Below are 19,572 nucleotides of genomic sequence, written 5' to 3' on the forward strand. Positions count from 1 at the left end.
CTCTATTTAAAAATAGTCATAAATATACCGGTTAACACAATGTTGGCAATTGCCAGCGGGATAAGTGTTTTCCAGCCAAGGTCCATCAACTGGTCGTAACGGAAACGCGGGATGGTCCAGCGTACCCACATAAAGAAGAAGATGAACAGGAATATTTTAGCAAACAAGGCCACTACACCTAATATGGCAACCAGGTTCGGTGAGTGGATGAGATCCATAAAAGGGAAGTTATAACCGCCAAAGTATAGGGTAGCCATAACTGCCGATGAGATGAACATGTTGATATACTCTGCAAACAGGTAAAAACCCAGTTTCATTGATGAGTACTCTGTATGATAACCACCTACCAGTTCGGTCTCACACTCAGGCAAGTCGAACGGTGAACGGTTGGTTTCCGCAAAGGCACAAACAATGAATAACAGGAAGCCCAAAGGCTGTTTAAATACGTTCCAGCTAAAATAGCCATCAGCCCAGAAACCGTGCTGTTGTTTAGCAATTTCGCCAAGGCTTAAAGTGCCTGTTACCATCAATAAAGCGATGATAGAAAGGCCCATTGAAATTTCGTAGCTGATGTTTTGAGATGCAGCGCGGATGGCACCTAAAAGCGAGTATTTATTGTTTGATGCCCAACCACCTATCATGATACCGTATACACCTAATGATACTACACCAAAGATATACAGGATGCCCACGTTAATGTCGGTAACCTGCAACGGAATAACACGGCCGCCAATTTCCAGGTTTTGTCCCCATGGAATAACTGCCGAACCGATACATGCCGTTAATATAGCCAGCGACGGGCCTACTATGAACAGGAAACCTGTTGCATTGGTTGGGATGATCTCTTCCTTCAAAAACATTTTACCACCATCCGCAAGGGGCTGTAAAATACCCCATGGGCCTGCGCGGTTAGGGCCTACCCTATCCTGGAAAAATGCCGCGATCTTACGCTCAGCATAGGTAGAGTACATGGCTACCACCAGGCTTATCGCGAATATTACAACGATGAGTGCGATCTTAATTAGCAGGTCTATCAGTTCCATTACAGGCGTGTCTCCCTTTCAAATTGTTCTTTATTAGCTTCCTGCAACAGCGGGTTGGTTTTAACAACCGGAAGCGGTTTAAGCGTTTCGTAGTGGTTAGAGCTGATAACCGATTTGTTTGAAACCTTGCGCGGGCCTTCAATAACCCAATCGGCAGTTTTCTTTTTGTCAAAGCGGCAGGTGTTGCAGATAAATTCTTCTACTTCACCGTACTCATCTTTACGACCGGTTACGCGGATCACATCTTCACCTTTATACCAAAGGGTAACTTTACCGCAGCAACCTTCTGTTTCGCAATCGCGGTGTGCTTCAACCGGTTTGGTGAACCAAACGCGATTTTTAAAGCGGAAGGTTTTATCAGTTAACGCGCCTACCGGGCAAACGTCAATTACGTTGCCGCTAAAGTCGTTGTCAACGGCTTTTTGTATGTAAGTTGAAATCTCTGAATGGTCACCACGGTTCAAGATACCATGTATCCGGTGATCTGTTATCTGATCGGCAGTGAAAACACAACGGTAGCACAAGATACAACGAGTCATATGCAATTGTATCTTATCGCCAATGTCTATCTTCTCAAATGTACGGCGGTCAAACTCGTAACGGGTTTTGGCAGCACCATGCTCGTAACCCAAATCTTGCAGGTGGCATTCGCCGGCCTGGTCGCACACAGGGCAGTCAAGCGGGTGGTTGATCAAAAGCATCTCCACTACGCCTTTACGCGCCTCAATTACTTCGGGAGAGGTGATGTTTTGCACCACCATGCCATCCATAACGGTAGTACGGCAGCTTGCAACCAGTTTAGGCATAGGGCGAGGGTCTTTCTCAGAACCCTGACTAACCTTTACCAAACAAGTACGGCATTTACCGCCACTACCCTGTAGTTTAGAGTAATAGCACATAGCAGGCGGAACGATGTCACCACCTATCATCCTTGCGGCATTAAGGATGGTGGTCCCGGCTTCTACTTCTATTGATATGTTATCAATTGTAACCTTCATTGACTTGCGTCCTCTATTTTCTTTTCGTCTTTCGACGATTTAATTCTTTTGTCGTTGCGATCCGCCAATTGGCGGAGGCAATTTTAGCATATCCGATTGTCCTATGAGATTGCTTCGTTTCTCGCAATGACATAGTTTATCAGGATTATTATGCTTCAGCAGCTTCCAGCTTCGGAAGCGGATCTGCATAGTTGGCTAAACCATAATTGCTTGTTAAAGCAATCGATGGGTTAGTTACATGCCACTCAAACTCATCCCTGAAATGACGGATGGCACTGGCTACCGGCCAAGCCGCCGCATCACCCAGCGGACAAATCGTATTACCTTCTATTTTCTTGCTTACATCAACCAGCAGGTCCATGTCGCTCATTTTACCGTGACCGTACTCAAGGCGGTGAAGCACTTTCTCCATCCATCCTGTACCTTCACGGCATGGCGAACACTGTCCACAGCTTTCGTGGTGATAGAAGCGGGCAAAGTTCCAGGTGTTGCGAACAATACACTGGTCTTCGTCATAAGCGATGAAACCTCCCGAACCTAACATGGTACCGGTTGCAAAGCCACCATCAGCTAATGATTCATAGCTCATTAAACGGTTCTCATTGTTGATGGTCTTCAGGATCAGGTTAGCAGGCAGAATAGGTACTGATGAACCACCTGCAACTACCGCCTTTAGGCGCTTGCCATTGGCTATACCCTGGCAATAATCATCGCCATAAATAAAGTCTTCAACACTAACCCCCAATTCTATCTCGTAAACACCAGGGCGTTTTAAGTTACCACCTGCTGATATCAGCTTGGTACCTGTACTGCGGCCAATGCCTATTTTAGCATATTCTTCGCCACCTTCGTTAATGATCGGTACTACTGCAGCTATCGATTCGACATTATTAACTACAGTTGGGCAACCATACAAACCCGCAATAGCCGGGAATGGTGGTTTAATACGCGGGTTACCACGTTTACCTTCCAATGACTCTAACAAGGCGGTCTCTTCACCACAGATGTAAGCACCACCACCAGGCTGTACATACAGCTCAAGATCGTAACCGGTACCTAATATATTTTTACCCAAAAAGCCTGCATTCTTCGCTTCAGAGATAGCCTTTTCCAGGATGCGGATCTGTGGCATCATCTCACCACGCAGGTAGATGTATGACGTTTTTGCACCTAAAGCGTAGCTGGCTACTATCATACCCTCAATAAGTAAGTGAGGGATGTGGGTCATTAAATAACGGTCTTTGAAAGTACCAGGTTCAGATTCGTCACCGTTACAAACCAGGTAACGCGGTACGCCTTCTGGCTTAGCCAAAAAGCTCCACTTCATCCCGGTAGGGAAACCTGCACCACCACGGCCACGCAAGCCAGATTTTTTAACCTCTTCCACCACATCATCGGGCGAAAGGGTTTTCAGGGCTTTCTCTACCGAGGCATAGCCGCCTTTAGAGCGGTACACATCAAAGGTATTGATGCCGGGTACGTTTATATGTTCAAGTAAAAGTTTGCGTCCCATTTTAATTGTTCGCCTTTCCTTTTAAATCACTAATGAGCTTATCAACCGACTCATTGGTCAGGTTTTCATAGAAAGTATATTCAGGGCCAATTTGCAATACCGGGCCGTAACCGCAAGCAGCAAGGCATTCAACACCTCTCCAGCTAAATAAGCCATCAGGGGTAACATCACCTTCTTTTACACCAAGTGTTTTCTCAATGTGCTCCATTATTGGTGTGGCGCCAACAATTTCGCAAGGGCCTGTGCGGCAAACCTCTAACATGTATTTGCCTTGCGGTTTTAAAAAATACATGGTGTAAAACGTTGCCACCTCGTAAACCTCGATCGGCTCAATTTTTAAATACTCGGCAACCTTATCCATTGCCGGTGCGCTAACCCAGCCCAATTCGGCTTGCACCAAGTGCAAGATCGGCAACAGCGCCGACTTTTGCTTTCCTTCCGGATAGCGGCTAACTACATCCGCAAATTTGCCAAGCAGTTCCGGCGAAAAAGTTACCGGTGCGTCGGTATTTTGTACACTAAGCATCTAATTCTCCTGCTATAATGTTTAAACTACTCATGTTAATAATCGCATCAGACAGCAGCATGCCGCGGCTCATTGGCGCATACATCTGGTAATTGATGAAGCTCGGTCTACGGAAATGCAAACGGTACGGTGAGCGGCCGCCATCATTCACTAAATAAAATCCAAGCTCACCATTTGCACCTTCTACAGCGTGGTAAACTTCGGCAGTTGGTGTTTCCACCTCGCCCATCACTATTTTAAAGTGATAAATCAACGCTTCCATGTTGTTATACACTTCCTCTTTAGGAGGCAGGTAAAACGCCGGTACATCGGCATGGAAAATATCTGATGGTTCTTTCTCTATCTTGGTCAAAGCTTGCTCAATTAAGCGAAGGCTCTGCCACATTTCTTCGTTACGTACCAGGAAACGGTTATAAACATCGCCATTTTCACCTACCGGTACTTCAAAGTCAAACTCATCATAAGATGAATACGGCTCCATCGCGCGCACATCATAATCAATACCGGCAGCGCGTAAAAGCGGGCCGCTCCAGCTGTAGCTTAAAGCATCCTCTGCAGATACAGGCGCCACGCCGCGGGTACGATCAACAAATATGCGGTTACGGTTAAATAACGCTTCAAACTCTTTTAATACAGGCGGGAATTTCTTGATGAATTTCCTGATCTTATCAAAAGCTATCTGGTTAAAGTTACGCTCAAAACCACCTATACGGCCAATGTTGGTTGTTAAACGCGAACCGCAGATCTCCTCATAGATTTCGTAGATCTCTTCGCGGTGCTCCATCATGTACAGGAAGCCTGTGAAAGCACCTGTATCTACACCTAATACGCCATTACAAATAATATGGTCGGCAATGCGTGCCAGCTCCATGATAATGATGCGCATGTAATCAACACGCTTAGGGGTAGTAATATTTAAAAGCTTCTCAACCGTCATGTGCCAGCCCATGTTGTTAATGGGTGATGAGCAGTAGTTCAGACGGTCTGTAAGTGGTGTTATCTGGTAAAATGGGCGGTGCTCTGCAATTTTTTCAAATGCACGATGTATGTAACCAATAGTAGATACGCCGCTAACAATACGCTCGCCATCCAGTTGCAAAACATTCTGGAACACACCGTGAGTTGCAGGGTGGGTTGGGCCCAGGTTTAGCGTAGAGTATTCACTCTGCGGATCGGTATCAATATATACGGGATGGTTCTGCATATGTTATCTTCCGAAAAAATAATCTTTTTTATCAACGCGGTTAGGGTCTTCTAAAGGATACTCGCGGCGCATCGGGAACACGGTCATGTCATCAACATTCAGTATCCGGCGCAGATCCGGGTGTCCGTCAAAGATCACCCCAAAGAAATCGTATGTTTCACGCTCCATCCAGTTTGCACCGTCCCATATGGTTGATGCCGTAGGGATGTGCAGGTTATCTAATGATAAGAAAACCTTGAGCCTGATGCGTGTATTTGTAGTAAGGCTGTGCAGGTGATAGATAACACCTATCTGCTTCTCCTGTTCAGGATAGTGAATGGCGGTGATATCCGTAAGAAAAATAAACTTTAGCGCTGAATCAGTTTTCAGAAATGTTAATACCTCTGTGATAACATCAGCATCAACTTCTACGGTAAGCAGCCCAAAATCAGCACCGGTTTCTTTTACTTTACCGGCGAAGTTTTCATCAAGTCTTCTTAAAAGCTCTTCGTTAGCTATCTTACCCATTATTATTGTATTCCGTATTTAGCAAGTAATTCCTGGTATTTAGGTTCGTTACGGCGGCGCAGCGTTTCTGTTTTAACCAGGTGCTGTATACCCATAAAGCCATCGATAATAGCTTCGGGGCGCGGTGGGCAGCCGGGTACGTAAACATCTACCGGTATCACCTCATCAATACCTTGTAAAACAGAGTAAGTGTCAAATATACCACCGCTTGATGCACAGGCACCCACTGCCATTACCCAACGCGGTTCGGCCATTTGCAGGTAAACCTGGCGGAGCACAGGACCCATCTTTTTAGAAATAGTTCCCATTACCATCAGCAGATCGGCCTGGCGTGGTGAAAAGCTTAACCGCTCGGCACCAAAACGCGACAGATCATAGTGAGAGCCCATGGTAGCCATAAACTCAATACCGCAGCAAGATGTAGCAAATGGAAGAGGCCATAAAGAGTTGGCACGCGCCAAGCCTATCGCCTTATCAAGTGAAGTAGCGAAAAACCCCGATCCTTCAACTCCCGCAGGGGCTTCAACTATTTGTATATCGCTCATTATTTTTTGTAATGAAATTATTATCAGCTAACACTGACAGGCAAATTTACAACAAAGTGCTGTAAGAAATACACAATGAGCGTTGACGTGATATATTTAGAATCAGTCTAAACTAATCCCAGTCTAATGCTTTCTTCTTGATCACGTAAATGAAACCGGCAAGCAGGGTAGCCATAAAGATGAACATCTCTATCATACCGGTTTTACCCATATCGCGGAAATTTACCGCCCACGGGTACATAAAGATAACCTCAACATCAAACAGCACAAACAGGATAGCTACCAGGAAGTATTTGATAGATGCAGGAGTACGCGCATTACCTACCACCTCAATACCAGATTCAAAGGGTGTTAGTTTATCCTTCGTTTGGCGTTTAGGGCCAATTTTGTGTGTAACAAACATAGTTGTAACCACAAACCCCATAGCAACCAGCATCTGGAAAATGATAGGCAAATAATTAACCGGTAAACTTTGTGCTTCCATGCTGCAAATATACAAATGTGTTAACAATAAAAAAGTCCCTGCTGTTTGGCAGGGACTTTTTAAATATTTGGATTAAAGGTTACTTGCCTTTTGCGGCTCCGCCCTTCTTAGAGAAGAAATTGACAACCTGTTTATTGGTTGGGTCCATATCCCTTGCCTTGGTAAAGTAATCGGTTGCCTTGGCATTATCTTTTTCTTTAAACTCAGCAAAAGTGCCTAAGTAAGCGTAAGCCTCTGCAAGGTCTTTCTTGGCCTTATCTGCAGGTGCGCCTTTAGCTAATGATACCTCTATAAATTTCTCATAAAAAGGTTTAGCCAAACCAGTAATGTTGTTGCGATCTTTTTCTTTCAAGTCGTTCACACGTGCACGGTAAAGATATGAATCAGCCGTAGTTGGACTTTTTTGCGCCACATAACTAAATGCAGAGTCAGCCTTTACCAATAATGAGTCAGACCCGGGCTTTTTGTCATCGTAACCATAATAGTAGCTTAATCCTTCGTAGAAGTGATCTAACAATTTGGCATTGCGGCTTTTCTTAGTGTAAGTAGCATACGCTTGTGCTGCCTCAAGATATTTCTTCTGGCCAAACAGCGTTTTTCCTATTTCTGAATAGACATCTGCTTGAGCAGTATCCAAAGTAGCTGCTTTACGTAATGAAGCAATACCTAATGAATCTTGTTTAGATGCAATTTGCAAGCGGCCTAAATAAATATAGTCGCGAGGGATGATACGTTTTGGATCTGCTTTAGTGATCCAGGTATTCATTGCCTGTAAACCTGCAGGGTAATCTTTGTTCTCGTATGCAGCATAAGCTAAATAACGGTAAACTTTAAGATTGTTAGCCGCATCCTTTGATAAAGCTTGTGCTTCTGTCTGCAAGGTTTTGTAATCACCTGATAACAAAAGGAAATCTGCATAACGCAAGCGAGAATCCAGTGAAAGGTCTGTTAACGACAGATACTTTTTGTATTGCTCAGTAGCTTCTTTAATTTTTGCTGATGCCATTCTCGGGTCGCTAAATGCCCAACGTACGTCGGTCTCAGCCCACTCACGGTAAGCAGGGCCATAGTTTGGATCTAAAGCCAAAGCTGCTTTGTATTCAGCCTCAGAGGATTCAAAGTTGTTAGCGTATTTCCAGATAACACCGGTTGCTACTTTAGCATGGGCCAATTTTGGATCAAGATCCAAAGCTGCCTGGTAGCTGCTTAATGCTTCTGTGTTTTTCAATTGTGTGCGGTAAGCGTCACCCAGTGCCACTAAAATTTCAGCGTCTTTAGGGTTAACTGCTTTGCCTTTGTTTAATGCTGCGATAGCGGCATTTGCGTCAGCAGCAGGCACTTTACCGTCAACATCGTTCAAAAGATAAGCCCTGCCAACATATAGATATGGCTTGCTGTCTTTACCCGCTAAACTTAATGCCTGGTTAAAGTTTGTAGTTGCACCATTTTTGTCTTTGTCCAAAACTGCAACTGCACCTAAACCTGCGTAGTTAAGCGCTGATTTTGGGTTAACAGCAAGGCCTTTTTGAAAAATAGCCTTTGCAGAATCCGGATACTCTTGTAGTACGTAAACCCAGCCATAGTAAAAGAAATTTTCATCTTTATTAGCCTGAGTTACGGTCAAGTTTTTTAGCATCGTTTTAGCCTTTTGATACTGCTCAGCGTCTATCGCCTTTTTAGCATCAGCTAAACTTTGTGCGAAAGCTGACGAGCCAACAATACTCAGTGCCAGTACGATCTTACTTATTTTACTGATCATTTTCATTCTTAGTTTATTGTATATAAAAATATAGTTAGTGTACAATGTTAATCTCCCTCGGCGGAAGTGAATCAGGCAACAAGCCCGATTTTAATATGATCCGCTGGCCACGCTCGCTTGCTAAAAATGAAGCAAAACCGGCTCCCAGTCCCTTGCGGCCTGTGCAGTCTATGATATACAAAGATCTGCTTAACGGATATGATTGTTCGACAAGCGTGGTCTGCGATGGTTTAAAATACTCCTTGGGTGCTGTTTTACTACTTTGATCCTTTACACCCATAATTTTAACCTTCTCTACAGCTGCCGCATAGTCCTGATCCGGATCATTAAGCCAGCTAAAGCCAGTGATGCCAATGGCATCAGTATGTGTACTTACATACTTAATAACTTCTTTATTTGAGCTTAAAGCATAGATATTCTTCTGTTTAAACTCAGTTGTGCCAGCCAAAGCCTTCAAATATCTTACCAAGCTCGAGTTAGGATTATCAAACACGATACTCTTGTTTGTTTTTGCCTCTCCCCTCAACATCTGCTTGATCTCGTTAACTGAGATAGTGGTGTCATTTGACGCCTGGTTGACAATTAATGCAACAGCATCAATCGCGAATTTGTTTACATCAGGTACAAGTTCTCTGCGTTTTAAAACGCCGGTCTCCATTGTATCCAATGTACGTGATAATATAGCTACCCTTGTTTTATCGTTAAGCAGATCGCTTATTACACCTGTTTCAGGTTTATAAGCAATCACCGGGTTAGCATCCCTAAAGATTCCCTTAAACACGAACAGCTCTTCATTTACAATGGGCGAAAAAGAATCATCGGCCGAGAAATTAGCGGTTCCAGTTACAAAACCATCTAACTGCTTTTTATCTTGTTTTTTATCCCCGCCAGCACCACAACCTTGCAATAGCAAGCTCACAGCAATGGCACAAATAAACAGGCCGGAGTTAATTTTCATTAGGGTTCTTCTTTAAATAACGTGAAAAACGCAGTATAGCGTATAATAAAATTACAGATCCGAAAATTGTTCTCCTTGATTGGGGCATATCAAGCGGAAACTTATCCCAAAAGATAATAAGCAAACCCAATGCAATAAAACAAATGAATGCGGTAAAGCCTAAAATAAGCAAAAACCGCCTTTTGGGCGATTTTTGCTGGTTTTTGTTATTTTCTAACATTAAACTTTTATTCTTCTGCCAATGCGAAGTTTACAGGGATACTGTACTGTACACGCACCGGACGACCGTTTTGGATACCTGGTTTCCACTTAGGAGAAGATTTAAGTACACGAACCGCTTCTTCGTCACAACCGCTACCGATACCTCTAACAACTTTGATGTCAGTTAAAGATCCGTCGCGCTCAACCACGAAGGTTAAGATAACACGGCCTTGTACGTTATTCTCCCTTGCAACTGCAGGGTAACGGATATTCTTACCTAAATATTTACCAAATGCTGCATCACCACCCGGGAACGCCGGAGCTTGCTCTACCGCGGTAAAGATCTGGTTAGGGTTCTCTTCTACCACTTGCTTAACGTCTGAGTTACCAACCGGCTCCTCAATACGTATATCAGCGTTAGGGTCACCTTTTTGATCCTTGGGACCCGGGTCTGCAACCTCAAGATCTTTAACGGTTGGTGGTTCTTTCTCACGCACCTCGTTATCCGGTTTCACTACCGGAGGTGGGAAACGCACCTGGTCAACCTTTGGTTTAGGTGGTTCCGGCGGTGGCGGAGGTGGTTTTTGTTGTTCATTCACCGGTGGTGGCGGCAAAACAACTTCGGTCACCTTCACTTTCTCAGGTGCCTTAGGGATGATACCCTCAATGGCATTCAGGATTGTTTTTAGGGAGATAAGGAAAACAAATAGCACTACACCTATTAAAAGGGCCCTGTTGGTATGGCGAGGGTTATCCTTTCTAAGTTCATAAGCACCGTAAGCTTTGTTACGTCCTGTAAAAACAACGTCGATCCACTGCTGGTTTAATATGTCTAATTTTGATCCGAACATTGTTATAACGTTAAATAGTTAATTGTCAATTAGTAGTTGCCATCACGTTTAAGCAATTCAACCTCCAACGGTAAAATATCTACAATTGCGTATGATTGTACCTTAGTGATATTCATCTCGTCCAAAACGTCAACCAAATTTTTATAGTTTGATTTTACGCTTGGTTTGATCAGCACTGTCATGTACTTACCTGTTGATTGTTGTATTTTCTCACTGTTGTCAATAAGAACCTTACGTAAACCGTCTTTACCATAAGAGGTAGTTTCTGGTGGGGTTTTACCCGGCTCACCTACAAACCACTCTATCTTATTGTTGGCACCTAACAGGATGGTCATAGAGCGTGAAGCAGCTACATCTAACTGATCTTTCACTTTCTCATCCTTATCTGGCATGGTAACGTCCATAGCCTTAGGCTTAGCCAACGTTGTAGTCAACATAAAGAAAGTGATCAGCAAGAACGCAAGGTCAACCATCGCGGTTAAGTCAACACGCGTAGAAGCCTTTTTACTTCTAACCTTACCGCCTTTTTTCCCCCCGCCGGAGGAGGTGTCTAATTCTGCCATTTCTTAATTATTTTTTAGGCGCAGCACGCAGCGTCGTTACTAAGTTAAATTTGTTAATTTTCTGTTTCTGCAAAACAGTGATCACATCTTTGATAACAGGATATTCCTCTTTGTTATCGCCTTTGATAGAGATACGCAACGCTTTGTTGTGTAAAGAAACATCAGCACGGCGAGCTTCACGGATCCAGTCTGACAACTCGTTGTTGTTTGTTGTATCGCGCGGTATACCCGGCTGTTTAAATTCCTTTTTCTGATCTGCATCAAGCGCAAGGAAGCTTTTCAACTGTGCGATCGGCACACCGAATATCGGCAAACCAGCAAATTTAGTTTGCTCATCAGGGGTGAAATTGATCTTATATTTTTCACCCATCTGGATAAGCGTTTGCTTGCGGATATCATTACCATCAACACTAAAGAACACCTTGTTCTGACCAACGGTTAGCATTAACACGTTATCATCAGGAATAGGCTGCTCAATTGAAGAGGCAGGAATATCAACCGGCACCGGATCCTCTGTTCTCGGTTTTGCAGTTAATATAAAGAAAGTAAGCAGCAGGAAAGCTACGTCGCACATGGCGGTCATATCTATCGAAGTGCTCTTTCTTGCAACTTTTACTCTTGGCATTTTTCCTTTGTTTATTTAATAATATAAAATTAAAGACTTTAAATTTAATAACCAAATTTTATTTTGTTAAAATTGATTATGCAAGAACTTAATTTTAATTATTTGTTTTTGTGTGATGCTGCAAATGTTTGAACGATGCTGAAACCAGTTTCGTCGATAGCGTAAGTCAACTTGTCAATTTTAGATGTAAATACATTGTACATTACAATTGATACAGCTGAAGTACCGATACCCAATGCAGTGTTGATAAGTGCCTCAGAGATGTGAGAAGATAGTTCTGCCTGGTTTGGAGCACCTGATGCTGCCAATGTAGCGAACGCACCGATCATACCGATTACCGTACCTAATAGACCGGTTAATGTACCGATAGATACCAACGTAGCAATGATGGTTAAGTTTTGCTCTAACATAGGCATCTCTAAAGCAGTTGCTTCTTCAATGTCTTTTTGGATAGCCAAAGTTTTTTGGTCAACGTCAAGGTTTGGCTCAATTTCCATTTCCCGGTATTTTTTCAAACCTGATTTGATAACGTTAGCTACAGAACCTTTTTGTTTGTCGCACTCAGCGTCAGCTGCTGCGATGTTACCAGCGTTTAATGAAGATTGCACTTTTCTTACGAAAGCGTCAACGTTACCTGTACCAGAAGCTTTGCCGATTACTACGAACCTCTCAAGAGAGAATACAATTACCATTAACAGGTAAGACATGATCAGAGGTACGATAACACCACCTTTGTGTACAGTACCGTAGATATCAACAGGCTCGTTTGCTGGATCGCCGCCTTTATAGTGACTTGGGTGACCTAAGATAAACATGTAAATCAAAACAGCCACTACAATACAAAGTGGAATAGTCAAAGTCGCAAATGCGCCCGATGCACTTGAGCTTTCTTTTTTTACAGGAGTAGTTGGTTTTGTTGGTGCGTTTGCCATTACTTTTTAATTTTTAGTTTTCGTTTTGTTTATAATATAAGTTAAATAAAATGTGTGCGCATTTAGCGAAAAACAAAATTAGAATTTCTATGAAATAAAAAAACTATTTCTGTCATTCTTTATAATAATTTAATATTCAGCAAAAAGCGTTTTGCAAATTGGTTTTTACATAACGCTATTAAACACAAAAATTGTCTGTTATCGAGACAATTTTTTACAATAAAACCGATAATTTTTAATAATCGCAAGTTATAACACATAAAAAGTATGTAACTAAACTGATATAGTGCAGTCTAAAATACTGCCGAAACTATGTTTGGGCCTGCTTTTATTAGGTTTATCGGGCTTGTTGCCGTATATTTTTCAAAATTATTAACAAAGGCTAAAGCAAGGTTGTTTGCCTGGCGCTCATAGCTTTCTTTATCGGCCCAGGTATTGGCAGGCTGCAGTATCTCTGCAGGTATGTTAGGGCAAGCTGCAGGTATTTTCAAATTAAAAATTGGATCAGTATTGTAGCTCACATCATCCAGTTCACCATTAAGTACCGCATTAATCATGGCACGGGTATAGGTTAAGCTTATCCTGCTGCCGGTGCCGTAAGGGCCGCCTGTCCAGCCGGTATTTATTAACCAAACGTTTACCTGTTGCTGTTCTATCTTATTACCCAACAGTTCAGCATACTTCACCGGGTTAAGCGGCAGAAACGCTTCGCCAAAGCAAGCCGAAAACGTTGTTACCGGTTCATTTATGCCAGCCTCTGTACCCGCAACCTTTGCGGTATAGCCTGAAATAAAATAATACATCGCTTGTTCTGCGGTTAATTTTGCTATCGGGGGTAGTACACCAAATGCATCAGCTGTTAAGAAAAAGATATTTTTAGGGGCTTTACCAATAGAAGGTATCAAAGCATTACTGATATAATTTACCGGATATGCCACGCGGGTATTCTCAGTTTTGGCGATGTTATCGAAATCAACCTTATCCGTACCCTCAAAAAAGTTAATGTTCTCAAGCAACGCACCTTGTTTAATAGCATTAAATATCTGAGGTTCTTTTTCAGCAGTTAAACCCACGCATTTTGCATAGCAGCCACCTTCAAAGTTAAAGATACTGTCGTTGCTCCAACCGTGCTCGTCGTCACCAATCAGCATGCGGTTAGGGTCCGCAGATAAGGTAGTTTTACCGGTGCCAGACAGACCAAAGAAAATAGCGGTATCACCATCAGCGCCAACATTGGCAGAGCAATGCATTGGTAATACATTATAATAATGTGGTAAAACAAAGTTGAGGACAGAGAAGATCCCCTTTTTTATTTCGCCAGTATAACCTGTTCCACCTATTAATATAGTACGCTTACTAAAGCTGATTACGGTAAAGTTCTTTTGGCGTGTGCCATCAGTCTCAGGGTTGGCTTCAAAACCTGGAGCTGCTATAACTGTCCATTCCGGCTCATCATTAATGCCATTAGCCTCCGGGCACATAAAAAGGTGGCAGGCAAATAAATTTTGGTAAGCGGTTTCGGTTATAACCCTAACATTCATACGGTATTTTTCATCCGCACAAACAGCGCTGTCGCGCACAAACAGATCGCGGCCATTTAGATAGGCAATCATCTTTTTGTGAAGGCCCTTAAAATGCGCACCGTCCATTTTATAGTTTACTTTGCTCCACCAAACATTATCATGAGTGATATGGTCGTCTACAATAAAACGGTCCTTTGGAGAACGGCCGGTAAATGTACCGGTATCAATGGCAAGTGCTCCGGTATCGCTCAAAACGCCTTCTTTGCGTTGCAGTGCGGAAGCTATTAACTCGTCGGGCGAAAGCTGGTAAAATATATTTGACTGTTGAAGGCCCAAATCGGCCAACGGGGATGTAAGGGTAGATACGCTTTTCATTTGTGGGTAAATGTTAAATGTTTACCCCAAACTTAGTATTCGGCCAAGCGAGCACCCAAGCGATTAAAACCAATTAATTTACAAGATGTACTTTTTACACCATATTTAATAAATTGACAAACAGCGATTTATAATATAATAAAAATTATTTCTGATACACTATCCGCCAGCTTTCTTAACCCTATAGCCATCAGTTTGCAGCATGGCAAGCACTTTATCCCGAAAATCTCCTTGTAAAAGGATCTCTCCGTCCTTTACGGATCCGCCTACACCGCACTTCCTTTTCAGCTTTTTGCCTATGGCATCAAGGTCGTTATCGGAACCAACAAAGCCGTTTATGCGCGTTACAAGTTTATTGCCCTTGATCCTATCAAGAAAGATCTTTAAATTTTGTTGGTGAGGCGGTAAGGTTTCCTGGTGGCCGCTCCCTTCTTCCTGGTATTGAAAGTCAGGGTCGGTAGAATACATGATGCCGGTAAAGTTTTTTTTTGCCATAACTGCTTAGTTATTATGATAAGAATCTCCAACTAAAACCTTTAGTGCAGATGGCACAACGTCAATATTAATATCAATATCTGCCGATTGCGGTTCGCCATCCAGGTGTATTGGCCCCGGCTGCACACGTGTAATATGCACATGCTTACCTTTTATGATCTCTACATACTTAGATTTATCAGCCGTTTTAAAAAACATCCTTAAGCCCATCTCCGGAAAGCGCCAAAGCGGGAAGGGTTTTATCACACATACATCAAGCAGGCCATCCTGTACAGATGCCGTTGGTGATACGTGTGCATTATTACCGTATTGGGAGGAATTGGCAATGCTAAGCATAAAAGCTTCGCGATCCAGTTCCTTTCCATCAACTTCTATATGATATTCCTGCGAGCGGTATTGCGAGATCTCCTGTACAGAAGATTTAAAATAATTAACAAATCCCCGCTTATCCCCGCCCTGCGCAAAAACATGACTGATATGGGCGTCAAAACCCATCCCCGCCATATTAAAAAACCACTGATCGTTCATTTTGCCTGCATCTATCACAATGCTTCGGCCGGTATTCATGTTTTTGATAGCACCAACGGTATCCATCGGTATACCCAGAAACCGCGCCAGGCCATTGCCGGATCCAAATGGGATAACTGCCAGTTCGGTGTCAGTCTCGACTATGCCTGATGCTATTTCATTAACAGTACCGTCGCCACCAACGGCTACGATGGTATCGTACTCACCCACGGCGGCAACAGCGAGGTCATGCGCGTGAAAAATACCAGTGGTAAATTCAAAGTCATATTCAAATACAGATGGGTCAAGGTGTTCCTTTACCATCCCCGGCACGTTATCCTTTTTCTTTCCGCCTGATACAGGGTTGATGATAAATAAAGCTTTCCTTTTCAACTATCTATGTTTGAGCGGGCAAAAGTAAATGTTTTTCGGCTTTGTGGAAAATTGTTTTATTTTTGCCACCCGAAAGTGGACTGATTTAATGCTTTTGCAGCTTTGCAAATGCTGGATTGCAACCACGTAAAAAAGTGCTAACCCTGCTCTCCTTTTACAGCGTTTCAAATAAATCTCTTACCTTTCGGCTTTAACGTTTTATACATTATTATATGTCATATTTATTTACATCGGAGTCTGTTTCAGAAGGACATCCGGATAAAGTTGCCGACCAGATATCTGACGCGTTAATTGATAATTTCCTGGCCTTTGATCCAGAATCAAAAGTGGCTTGCGAAACTTTGGTGACTACCGGCCAGGTGATACTTGCCGGCGAGGTAAAATCAAAAACCTACTTAGACGTTCAAAAAATAGCCCGTGATGTGATCAACCGCATTGGTTACACCAAAGGCGAATATATGTTTGATGGTAACTCTTGTGGTGTACTATCGGCCATCCACGAGCAATCGCCTGATATTAACCAAGGTGTTGACCGCACAAGCAAAGAAGAGCAAGGCGCCGGCGACCAGGGTATGATGTTTGGCTACGCTACCAGCGAAACCGATAACTACATGCCGCTTGCATTGGATATTGCACACGCTTTATTGCGCGAGCTTGCTGCTATCCGCCGCGAAAATACCGACATTAAATACCTTCGCCCTGATGCAAAATCTCAGGTGACTTTGGAGTATAACAACGACAACCAGCCGCAGCGCATTGATGCCATTGTAATATCAACCCAGCATGATGATTTTGCTGAAGAGAAAGAAATGTTAGAGAAGATCAAAAACGATATCATCAGCATTTTGATCCCTCGTGTTAAAGCTAAATACCCAAAATACGCACACTTCTTTAACAACGATATTAAATACCACATTAACCCAACCGGTAAATTTGTTATTGGTGGGCCGCACGGTGATACCGGTTTAACAGGCCGCAAGATCATTGTAGACACTTACGGTGGTAAAGGCGCACATGGTGGTGGCGCATTCTCTGGTAAAGACCCGTCAAAGGTTGACCGCTCTGCAGCTTATGCAACCCGCCACATCGCTAAAAATCTGGTTGCTGCCGGCGTTTGCGGCGAAGTATTGGTACAGGTGTCGTACGCTATAGGTGTTGCACAGCCAATGGGTATTTACGTAAATACTTACGGAACTGCTAAAGTTGGTTTAACCGATGGCGAGATCGCTAAAAAGGTTGAAGCTATCTTTAACATGACCCCATACGCTATCGAAACCCGCTTTAAACTGCGTAACCCTATCTACAGCGAAACTGCAGCTTACGGTCACTTCGGTCGCCCTAACGAAACGGTTACCAAATCATTTAACGCACACGATGGCAGCGTAGTTACCCGGGAAGTAGAACTATTTACATGGGAAAAGCTCGATTACGTAGATAAAGTAAAAAGCGCCTTTGGTTTGTAGTAACCAAAACTAATAAACATTATTAAAGGCGTACCCAATCAGCGGTGCGCCTTTTTTGTTACAATAGAAATCTCATGACTAATAAAACCCCATCACCATTACTGGTAGCATTTGCTTTCTTCGCAATTTATGTGGTGTGGGGTGCCACATATCTGGCGGTTATTTACGGATTAAAAACCATACCACCGTTTATATTGGTGGGCTTGCGTTATACTGCCGCCGGGCTGATATTGTTGGCATGGTGCAAGCTCAAAAAAGAGAAACTCCCCGAGTGGAAATACCTTTGGCGGCATGCCCTCAGCGGCACTATGATGCTGGTGGGCGGCACGGGCATGATAGCCTGGGCTGAACAATACATCAACTCAGGGCAGGCAGCTATACTGGTGGCTACCGAGCCGCTGATCTTCTTACTGGTTGATAAAAAACGCTGGCCCGAATATTTTTCCAACAAATACATTTTGAGCGGACTGACCATAGGCTTTACCGGCATATTTCTTTTTCTGAAACTCGGTGTCACCGAAACCAGCACCTCATCAATGACTGTTATTGCAAGCATAGTAGTTATTATCAGTGCGCTTATCTGGGTGCTGGGTTCACTGATCACTAAAGATGCTGAAGGGAATAGCTCAACCACCATGAACGCCTCGGTGCAATTGATTGCCGGGGGAATAGCCTGTGCTATAGTTGTATTAATAAAAAGCGAATATGTTGGCTTCTCGTTTGATCAAGTAAGTGCTGAAAGCTGGGGCGGGCTGCTTTTTCTTATCGTTATGGGATCGTTGGTTGCTTACCTGTCGTTTATCTGGCTTATAACCATTAAGCCGCCAGCTATTGTAAGTACGCATACCTATGTTAATCCGGTTGTGGCAGTGCTGCTCGGCTGGTTATTCATAAACGAGCCCGTAAACATGCAGCAGCTCTTGTGCCTTATTATTATCCTTGTGGGGATATTAATGGTTAACCTGCCTGCTTACATGAAAAAGAAAGCCGAAACGCCTGCCTGATCTATCTCATTAGCAAATTATTTCTTGCATCTTTAAGCTATGAACGATCTTAACATCATCGGTATAGACCTTGGAGCAACAAATGTTCGCGGAGCCATTGTGACCAACGGAAAACTATCCACTATCTCTTCATCGCCTATCCAAAGCCAGGGCAGCGAAGATGATGTATTAGGTGACATTTGCAAAATTATTAACCAACTATTAATGCAACAACCTGCTGAAGCCATAGGCGTTGGTGTACCCAGCATGGTTGATGTTAAAGAAGGCATTGTTTATGATGTACAAAACATACCATCTTGGAAAGAGGTGCATTTAAAGAAATACCTGGAAGACAAATACCAAATACCGGTTTATGTAAACAACGATGCCAATTGCTTTGCCATTGGCGAATATTATTATGGCAAAGGCAAAGGCCAGGAGAATATCTTGGGACTTACCCTGGGTACGGGCCTGGGTGCAGGAGTTATTGTTAACAGGCATCTTTACAGCGGCCGCAATTGCGGAGCGGGCGAATTTGGTTTACTGCCTTACAAAGACAGCGTTTTAGATTTTTATGCCGGAGGTTCTTTCTTTACCATTACAAACGGAATAGACGGCAAAAAAGTCTACAAAAAGGCTTTTGAAAATGATGAGAAAGCCCTTTCCCTGTATGCCGAATACGGTACAAACTTAGGCTATGCGATAAAGGCAGTGATGTATACCTACGACCCCGAGCTGATTGTTTTAGGCGGATCGGTAAGCAAGGCCTTCCCTTTTTTTGAAAGAACCATGTGGGATGAGATCAAAACCCTGGCCTACCCCCGAGCAGTTGAAAATCTACGCGTCGAAGTATCTGAGCTGGACAATAGCGGCATATTGGGAGCAGCAGCGCTTTATTTAGATTCTGCAGGTATATAAAAACGAAATCCCCCTACGCTCGCCGTCGGGGGATTTCAACCTAAACCTTATCACAATTACCCGGCAAGGATGCCGGTATAATGAACTGCAAAGTAATAACTAAAATTTGTCTTTACAGCTTTTTAATGAAAATCTAATTTCATAAAGTAAAATAATATCAGATTACTCTAAATCCCCCTAAAAAATGCATTTGTTTTGTTATGGAT

General features: G+C 43.1%; 20 protein-coding genes. 3 read left to right on the forward strand and 17 right to left on the reverse strand.

Going from position 1 to position 19,572, the window contains the following annotated elements; genetic code table 11:
- Positions 1-2 precede the first annotated feature (2 nt).
- From nuoH to FPZ42_RS16740, 17 genes are all read right to left on the reverse strand, one after another.
- Positions 3-1,043 carry an NADH-quinone oxidoreductase subunit NuoH gene (nuoH, locus tag FPZ42_RS16655; RefSeq protein WP_146272997.1) on the reverse strand — a complete coding sequence of 347 codons (1,041 nt, stop codon included), beginning with the start codon at positions 1,041-1,043 and terminating at the stop codon, positions 3-5.
- On the reverse strand, positions 1,043-2,041 hold the full coding sequence (locus tag FPZ42_RS16660) for a 2Fe-2S iron-sulfur cluster-binding protein (protein ID WP_146272998.1): 999 nt from the start codon (positions 2,039-2,041) through the stop codon (positions 1,043-1,045). The genes nuoH and FPZ42_RS16660 overlap by 1 nt, the downstream gene beginning before the upstream one ends.
- A gap of 148 nt (positions 2,042-2,189) precedes the next feature.
- Positions 2,190-3,554 carry an NADH-quinone oxidoreductase subunit NuoF gene (nuoF, locus tag FPZ42_RS16665; RefSeq protein ID WP_146272999.1) on the reverse strand — a complete coding sequence of 455 codons (1,365 nt, stop codon included), beginning with the start codon at positions 3,552-3,554 and terminating at the stop codon, positions 2,190-2,192.
- A 1-nt stretch (position 3,555) separates the two neighbouring features.
- On the reverse strand, positions 3,556-4,080 hold the full coding sequence (locus tag FPZ42_RS16670) for an NADH-quinone oxidoreductase subunit NuoE family protein (protein WP_146273000.1): 525 nt from the start codon (positions 4,078-4,080) through the stop codon (positions 3,556-3,558).
- Entirely contained in the window at positions 4,073-5,284 is a 1,212-nt protein-coding gene (locus FPZ42_RS16675) for an NADH-quinone oxidoreductase subunit D (protein WP_146273001.1), read from the reverse strand. The genes FPZ42_RS16670 and FPZ42_RS16675 overlap by 8 nt, the downstream gene beginning before the upstream one ends.
- A 3-nt stretch (positions 5,285-5,287) precedes the next feature.
- Positions 5,288-5,791 (reverse strand): NADH-quinone oxidoreductase subunit C, encoded by a 504-nt coding sequence (locus tag FPZ42_RS16680; protein ID WP_146273002.1) that lies wholly within the window; start codon positions 5,789-5,791, stop codon positions 5,288-5,290.
- 2 nt (positions 5,792-5,793) lie between these two features.
- Positions 5,794-6,336 carry an NADH-quinone oxidoreductase subunit B gene (locus FPZ42_RS16685; protein WP_146273003.1) on the reverse strand — a complete coding sequence of 181 codons (543 nt, stop codon included), beginning with the start codon at positions 6,334-6,336 and terminating at the stop codon, positions 5,794-5,796.
- Positions 6,337-6,448: 112 nt separating this feature from the next.
- Positions 6,449-6,820, reverse strand: a complete 372-nt coding sequence (locus FPZ42_RS16690) for an NADH-quinone oxidoreductase subunit A (protein ID WP_146273004.1) — start codon at positions 6,818-6,820, stop codon at positions 6,449-6,451.
- A 79-nt stretch (positions 6,821-6,899) separates the two neighbouring features.
- The gene (locus tag FPZ42_RS16695) at positions 6,900-8,579 is read right to left on the reverse strand and encodes a tetratricopeptide repeat protein (protein ID WP_261382331.1); all 1,680 of its coding nucleotides are present in this window, start codon (positions 8,577-8,579) and stop codon (positions 6,900-6,902) included.
- A 34-nt stretch (positions 8,580-8,613) separates the two neighbouring features.
- On the reverse strand, positions 8,614-9,537 hold the full coding sequence (locus FPZ42_RS16700) for a PstS family phosphate ABC transporter substrate-binding protein (RefSeq protein WP_146273006.1): 924 nt from the start codon (positions 9,535-9,537) through the stop codon (positions 8,614-8,616).
- 227 nt (positions 9,538-9,764) lie between these two features.
- On the reverse strand, positions 9,765-10,589 hold the full coding sequence (locus tag FPZ42_RS16710) for an energy transducer TonB (protein WP_146273008.1): 825 nt from the start codon (positions 10,587-10,589) through the stop codon (positions 9,765-9,767).
- 29 nt (positions 10,590-10,618) lie between these two features.
- The gene (locus tag FPZ42_RS16715; protein ID WP_146273009.1) at positions 10,619-11,152 is read right to left on the reverse strand and encodes an ExbD/TolR family protein; all 534 of its coding nucleotides are present in this window, start codon (positions 11,150-11,152) and stop codon (positions 10,619-10,621) included.
- A gap of 7 nt (positions 11,153-11,159) precedes the next feature.
- Entirely contained in the window at positions 11,160-11,777 is a 618-nt protein-coding gene (locus FPZ42_RS16720) for an ExbD/TolR family protein (protein WP_146273010.1), read from the reverse strand.
- Between the two features lie 98 nt (positions 11,778-11,875).
- The gene (locus FPZ42_RS16725) at positions 11,876-12,709 is read right to left on the reverse strand and encodes a MotA/TolQ/ExbB proton channel family protein (RefSeq protein ID WP_146273011.1); all 834 of its coding nucleotides are present in this window, start codon (positions 12,707-12,709) and stop codon (positions 11,876-11,878) included.
- A gap of 293 nt (positions 12,710-13,002) precedes the next feature.
- Positions 13,003-14,607, reverse strand: coding sequence for a phosphoenolpyruvate carboxykinase (ATP) (pckA, locus tag FPZ42_RS16730; protein WP_146273012.1), 1,605 nt, complete (start codon positions 14,605-14,607; stop codon positions 13,003-13,005).
- Positions 14,608-14,766: 159 nt separating this feature from the next.
- Positions 14,767-15,102 carry a translation initiation factor gene (locus FPZ42_RS16735; RefSeq protein ID WP_146273013.1) on the reverse strand — a complete coding sequence of 112 codons (336 nt, stop codon included), beginning with the start codon at positions 15,100-15,102 and terminating at the stop codon, positions 14,767-14,769.
- 6 nt (positions 15,103-15,108) lie between these two features.
- Positions 15,109-16,002 carry a diacylglycerol/lipid kinase family protein gene (locus FPZ42_RS16740; protein ID WP_146273014.1) on the reverse strand — a complete coding sequence of 298 codons (894 nt, stop codon included), beginning with the start codon at positions 16,000-16,002 and terminating at the stop codon, positions 15,109-15,111.
- Positions 16,003-16,214: 212 nt separating this feature from the next.
- Between FPZ42_RS16740 and metK the strand changes: the two genes are divergently transcribed.
- From metK to FPZ42_RS16755, 3 genes are all read left to right on the forward strand, one after another.
- A complete protein-coding gene (metK, locus tag FPZ42_RS16745; RefSeq protein ID WP_146273015.1) occupies positions 16,215-17,465 on the forward strand; it encodes a methionine adenosyltransferase in 1,251 nt (416 codons plus the stop codon).
- A 74-nt stretch (positions 17,466-17,539) separates the two neighbouring features.
- Positions 17,540-18,469: an EamA family transporter gene (locus tag FPZ42_RS16750; RefSeq protein ID WP_146273016.1), complete on the forward strand. Its 930-nt coding sequence runs from the start codon at positions 17,540-17,542 to the stop codon at positions 18,467-18,469.
- A 39-nt stretch (positions 18,470-18,508) separates the two neighbouring features.
- Positions 18,509-19,366, forward strand: coding sequence for an ROK family protein (locus FPZ42_RS16755; RefSeq protein WP_146273017.1), 858 nt, complete (start codon positions 18,509-18,511; stop codon positions 19,364-19,366).
- Positions 19,367-19,572: the final 206 nt, after the last annotated feature.

The organism is Mucilaginibacter achroorhodeus, assembly GCF_007846095.1.
In the GTDB taxonomy this organism is placed as follows: Bacteria; Bacteroidota; Bacteroidia; order Sphingobacteriales; family Sphingobacteriaceae; genus Mucilaginibacter; species Mucilaginibacter achroorhodeus.

Excerpts from the sequence above, each read along its gene's own strand:
- FPZ42_RS16750 (WP_146273016.1), top strand. The coding sequence starts at position 17,540 with ATGACTAATAAAACCCCATCACCATTACTGGTAGCATTTGCTTTCTTC.
- FPZ42_RS16710 (WP_146273008.1), bottom strand. The coding sequence starts at position 10,589 with ATGTTCGGATCAAAATTAGACATATTAAACCAGCAGTGGATCGACGTT.
- FPZ42_RS16720 (WP_146273010.1), bottom strand. The coding sequence starts at position 11,777 with ATGCCAAGAGTAAAAGTTGCAAGAAAGAGCACTTCGATAGATATGACC.
- FPZ42_RS16680 (WP_146273002.1), bottom strand. The coding sequence starts at position 5,791 with ATGGGTAAGATAGCTAACGAAGAGCTTTTAAGAAGACTTGATGAAAAC.
- metK (WP_146273015.1), top strand. The coding sequence starts at position 16,215 with ATGTCATATTTATTTACATCGGAGTCTGTTTCAGAAGGACATCCGGAT.
- FPZ42_RS16690 (WP_146273004.1), bottom strand. The coding sequence starts at position 6,820 with ATGGAAGCACAAAGTTTACCGGTTAATTATTTGCCTATCATTTTCCAG.
- FPZ42_RS16670 (WP_146273000.1), bottom strand. The coding sequence starts at position 4,080 with ATGCTTAGTGTACAAAATACCGACGCACCGGTAACTTTTTCGCCGGAA.
- FPZ42_RS16735 (WP_146273013.1), bottom strand. The coding sequence starts at position 15,102 with ATGGCAAAAAAAAACTTTACCGGCATCATGTATTCTACCGACCCTGAC.
- FPZ42_RS16755 (WP_146273017.1), top strand. The coding sequence starts at position 18,509 with ATGAACGATCTTAACATCATCGGTATAGACCTTGGAGCAACAAATGTT.
- FPZ42_RS16660 (WP_146272998.1), bottom strand. The coding sequence starts at position 2,041 with ATGAAGGTTACAATTGATAACATATCAATAGAAGTAGAAGCCGGGACC.
- nuoF (WP_146272999.1), bottom strand. The coding sequence starts at position 3,554 with ATGGGACGCAAACTTTTACTTGAACATATAAACGTACCCGGCATCAAT.
- FPZ42_RS16715 (WP_146273009.1), bottom strand. The coding sequence starts at position 11,152 with ATGGCAGAATTAGACACCTCCTCCGGCGGGGGGAAAAAAGGCGGTAAG.
- pckA (WP_146273012.1), bottom strand. The coding sequence starts at position 14,607 with ATGAAAAGCGTATCTACCCTTACATCCCCGTTGGCCGATTTGGGCCTT.
- FPZ42_RS16725 (WP_146273011.1), bottom strand. The coding sequence starts at position 12,709 with ATGGCAAACGCACCAACAAAACCAACTACTCCTGTAAAAAAAGAAAGC.
- FPZ42_RS16685 (WP_146273003.1), bottom strand. The coding sequence starts at position 6,336 with ATGAGCGATATACAAATAGTTGAAGCCCCTGCGGGAGTTGAAGGATCG.
- FPZ42_RS16695 (WP_261382331.1), bottom strand. The coding sequence starts at position 8,579 with ATGATCAGTAAAATAAGTAAGATCGTACTGGCACTGAGTATTGTTGGC.
- FPZ42_RS16675 (WP_146273001.1), bottom strand. The coding sequence starts at position 5,284 with ATGCAGAACCATCCCGTATATATTGATACCGATCCGCAGAGTGAATAC.
- nuoH (WP_146272997.1), bottom strand. The coding sequence starts at position 1,043 with ATGGAACTGATAGACCTGCTAATTAAGATCGCACTCATCGTTGTAATA.
- FPZ42_RS16700 (WP_146273006.1), bottom strand. The coding sequence starts at position 9,537 with ATGAAAATTAACTCCGGCCTGTTTATTTGTGCCATTGCTGTGAGCTTG.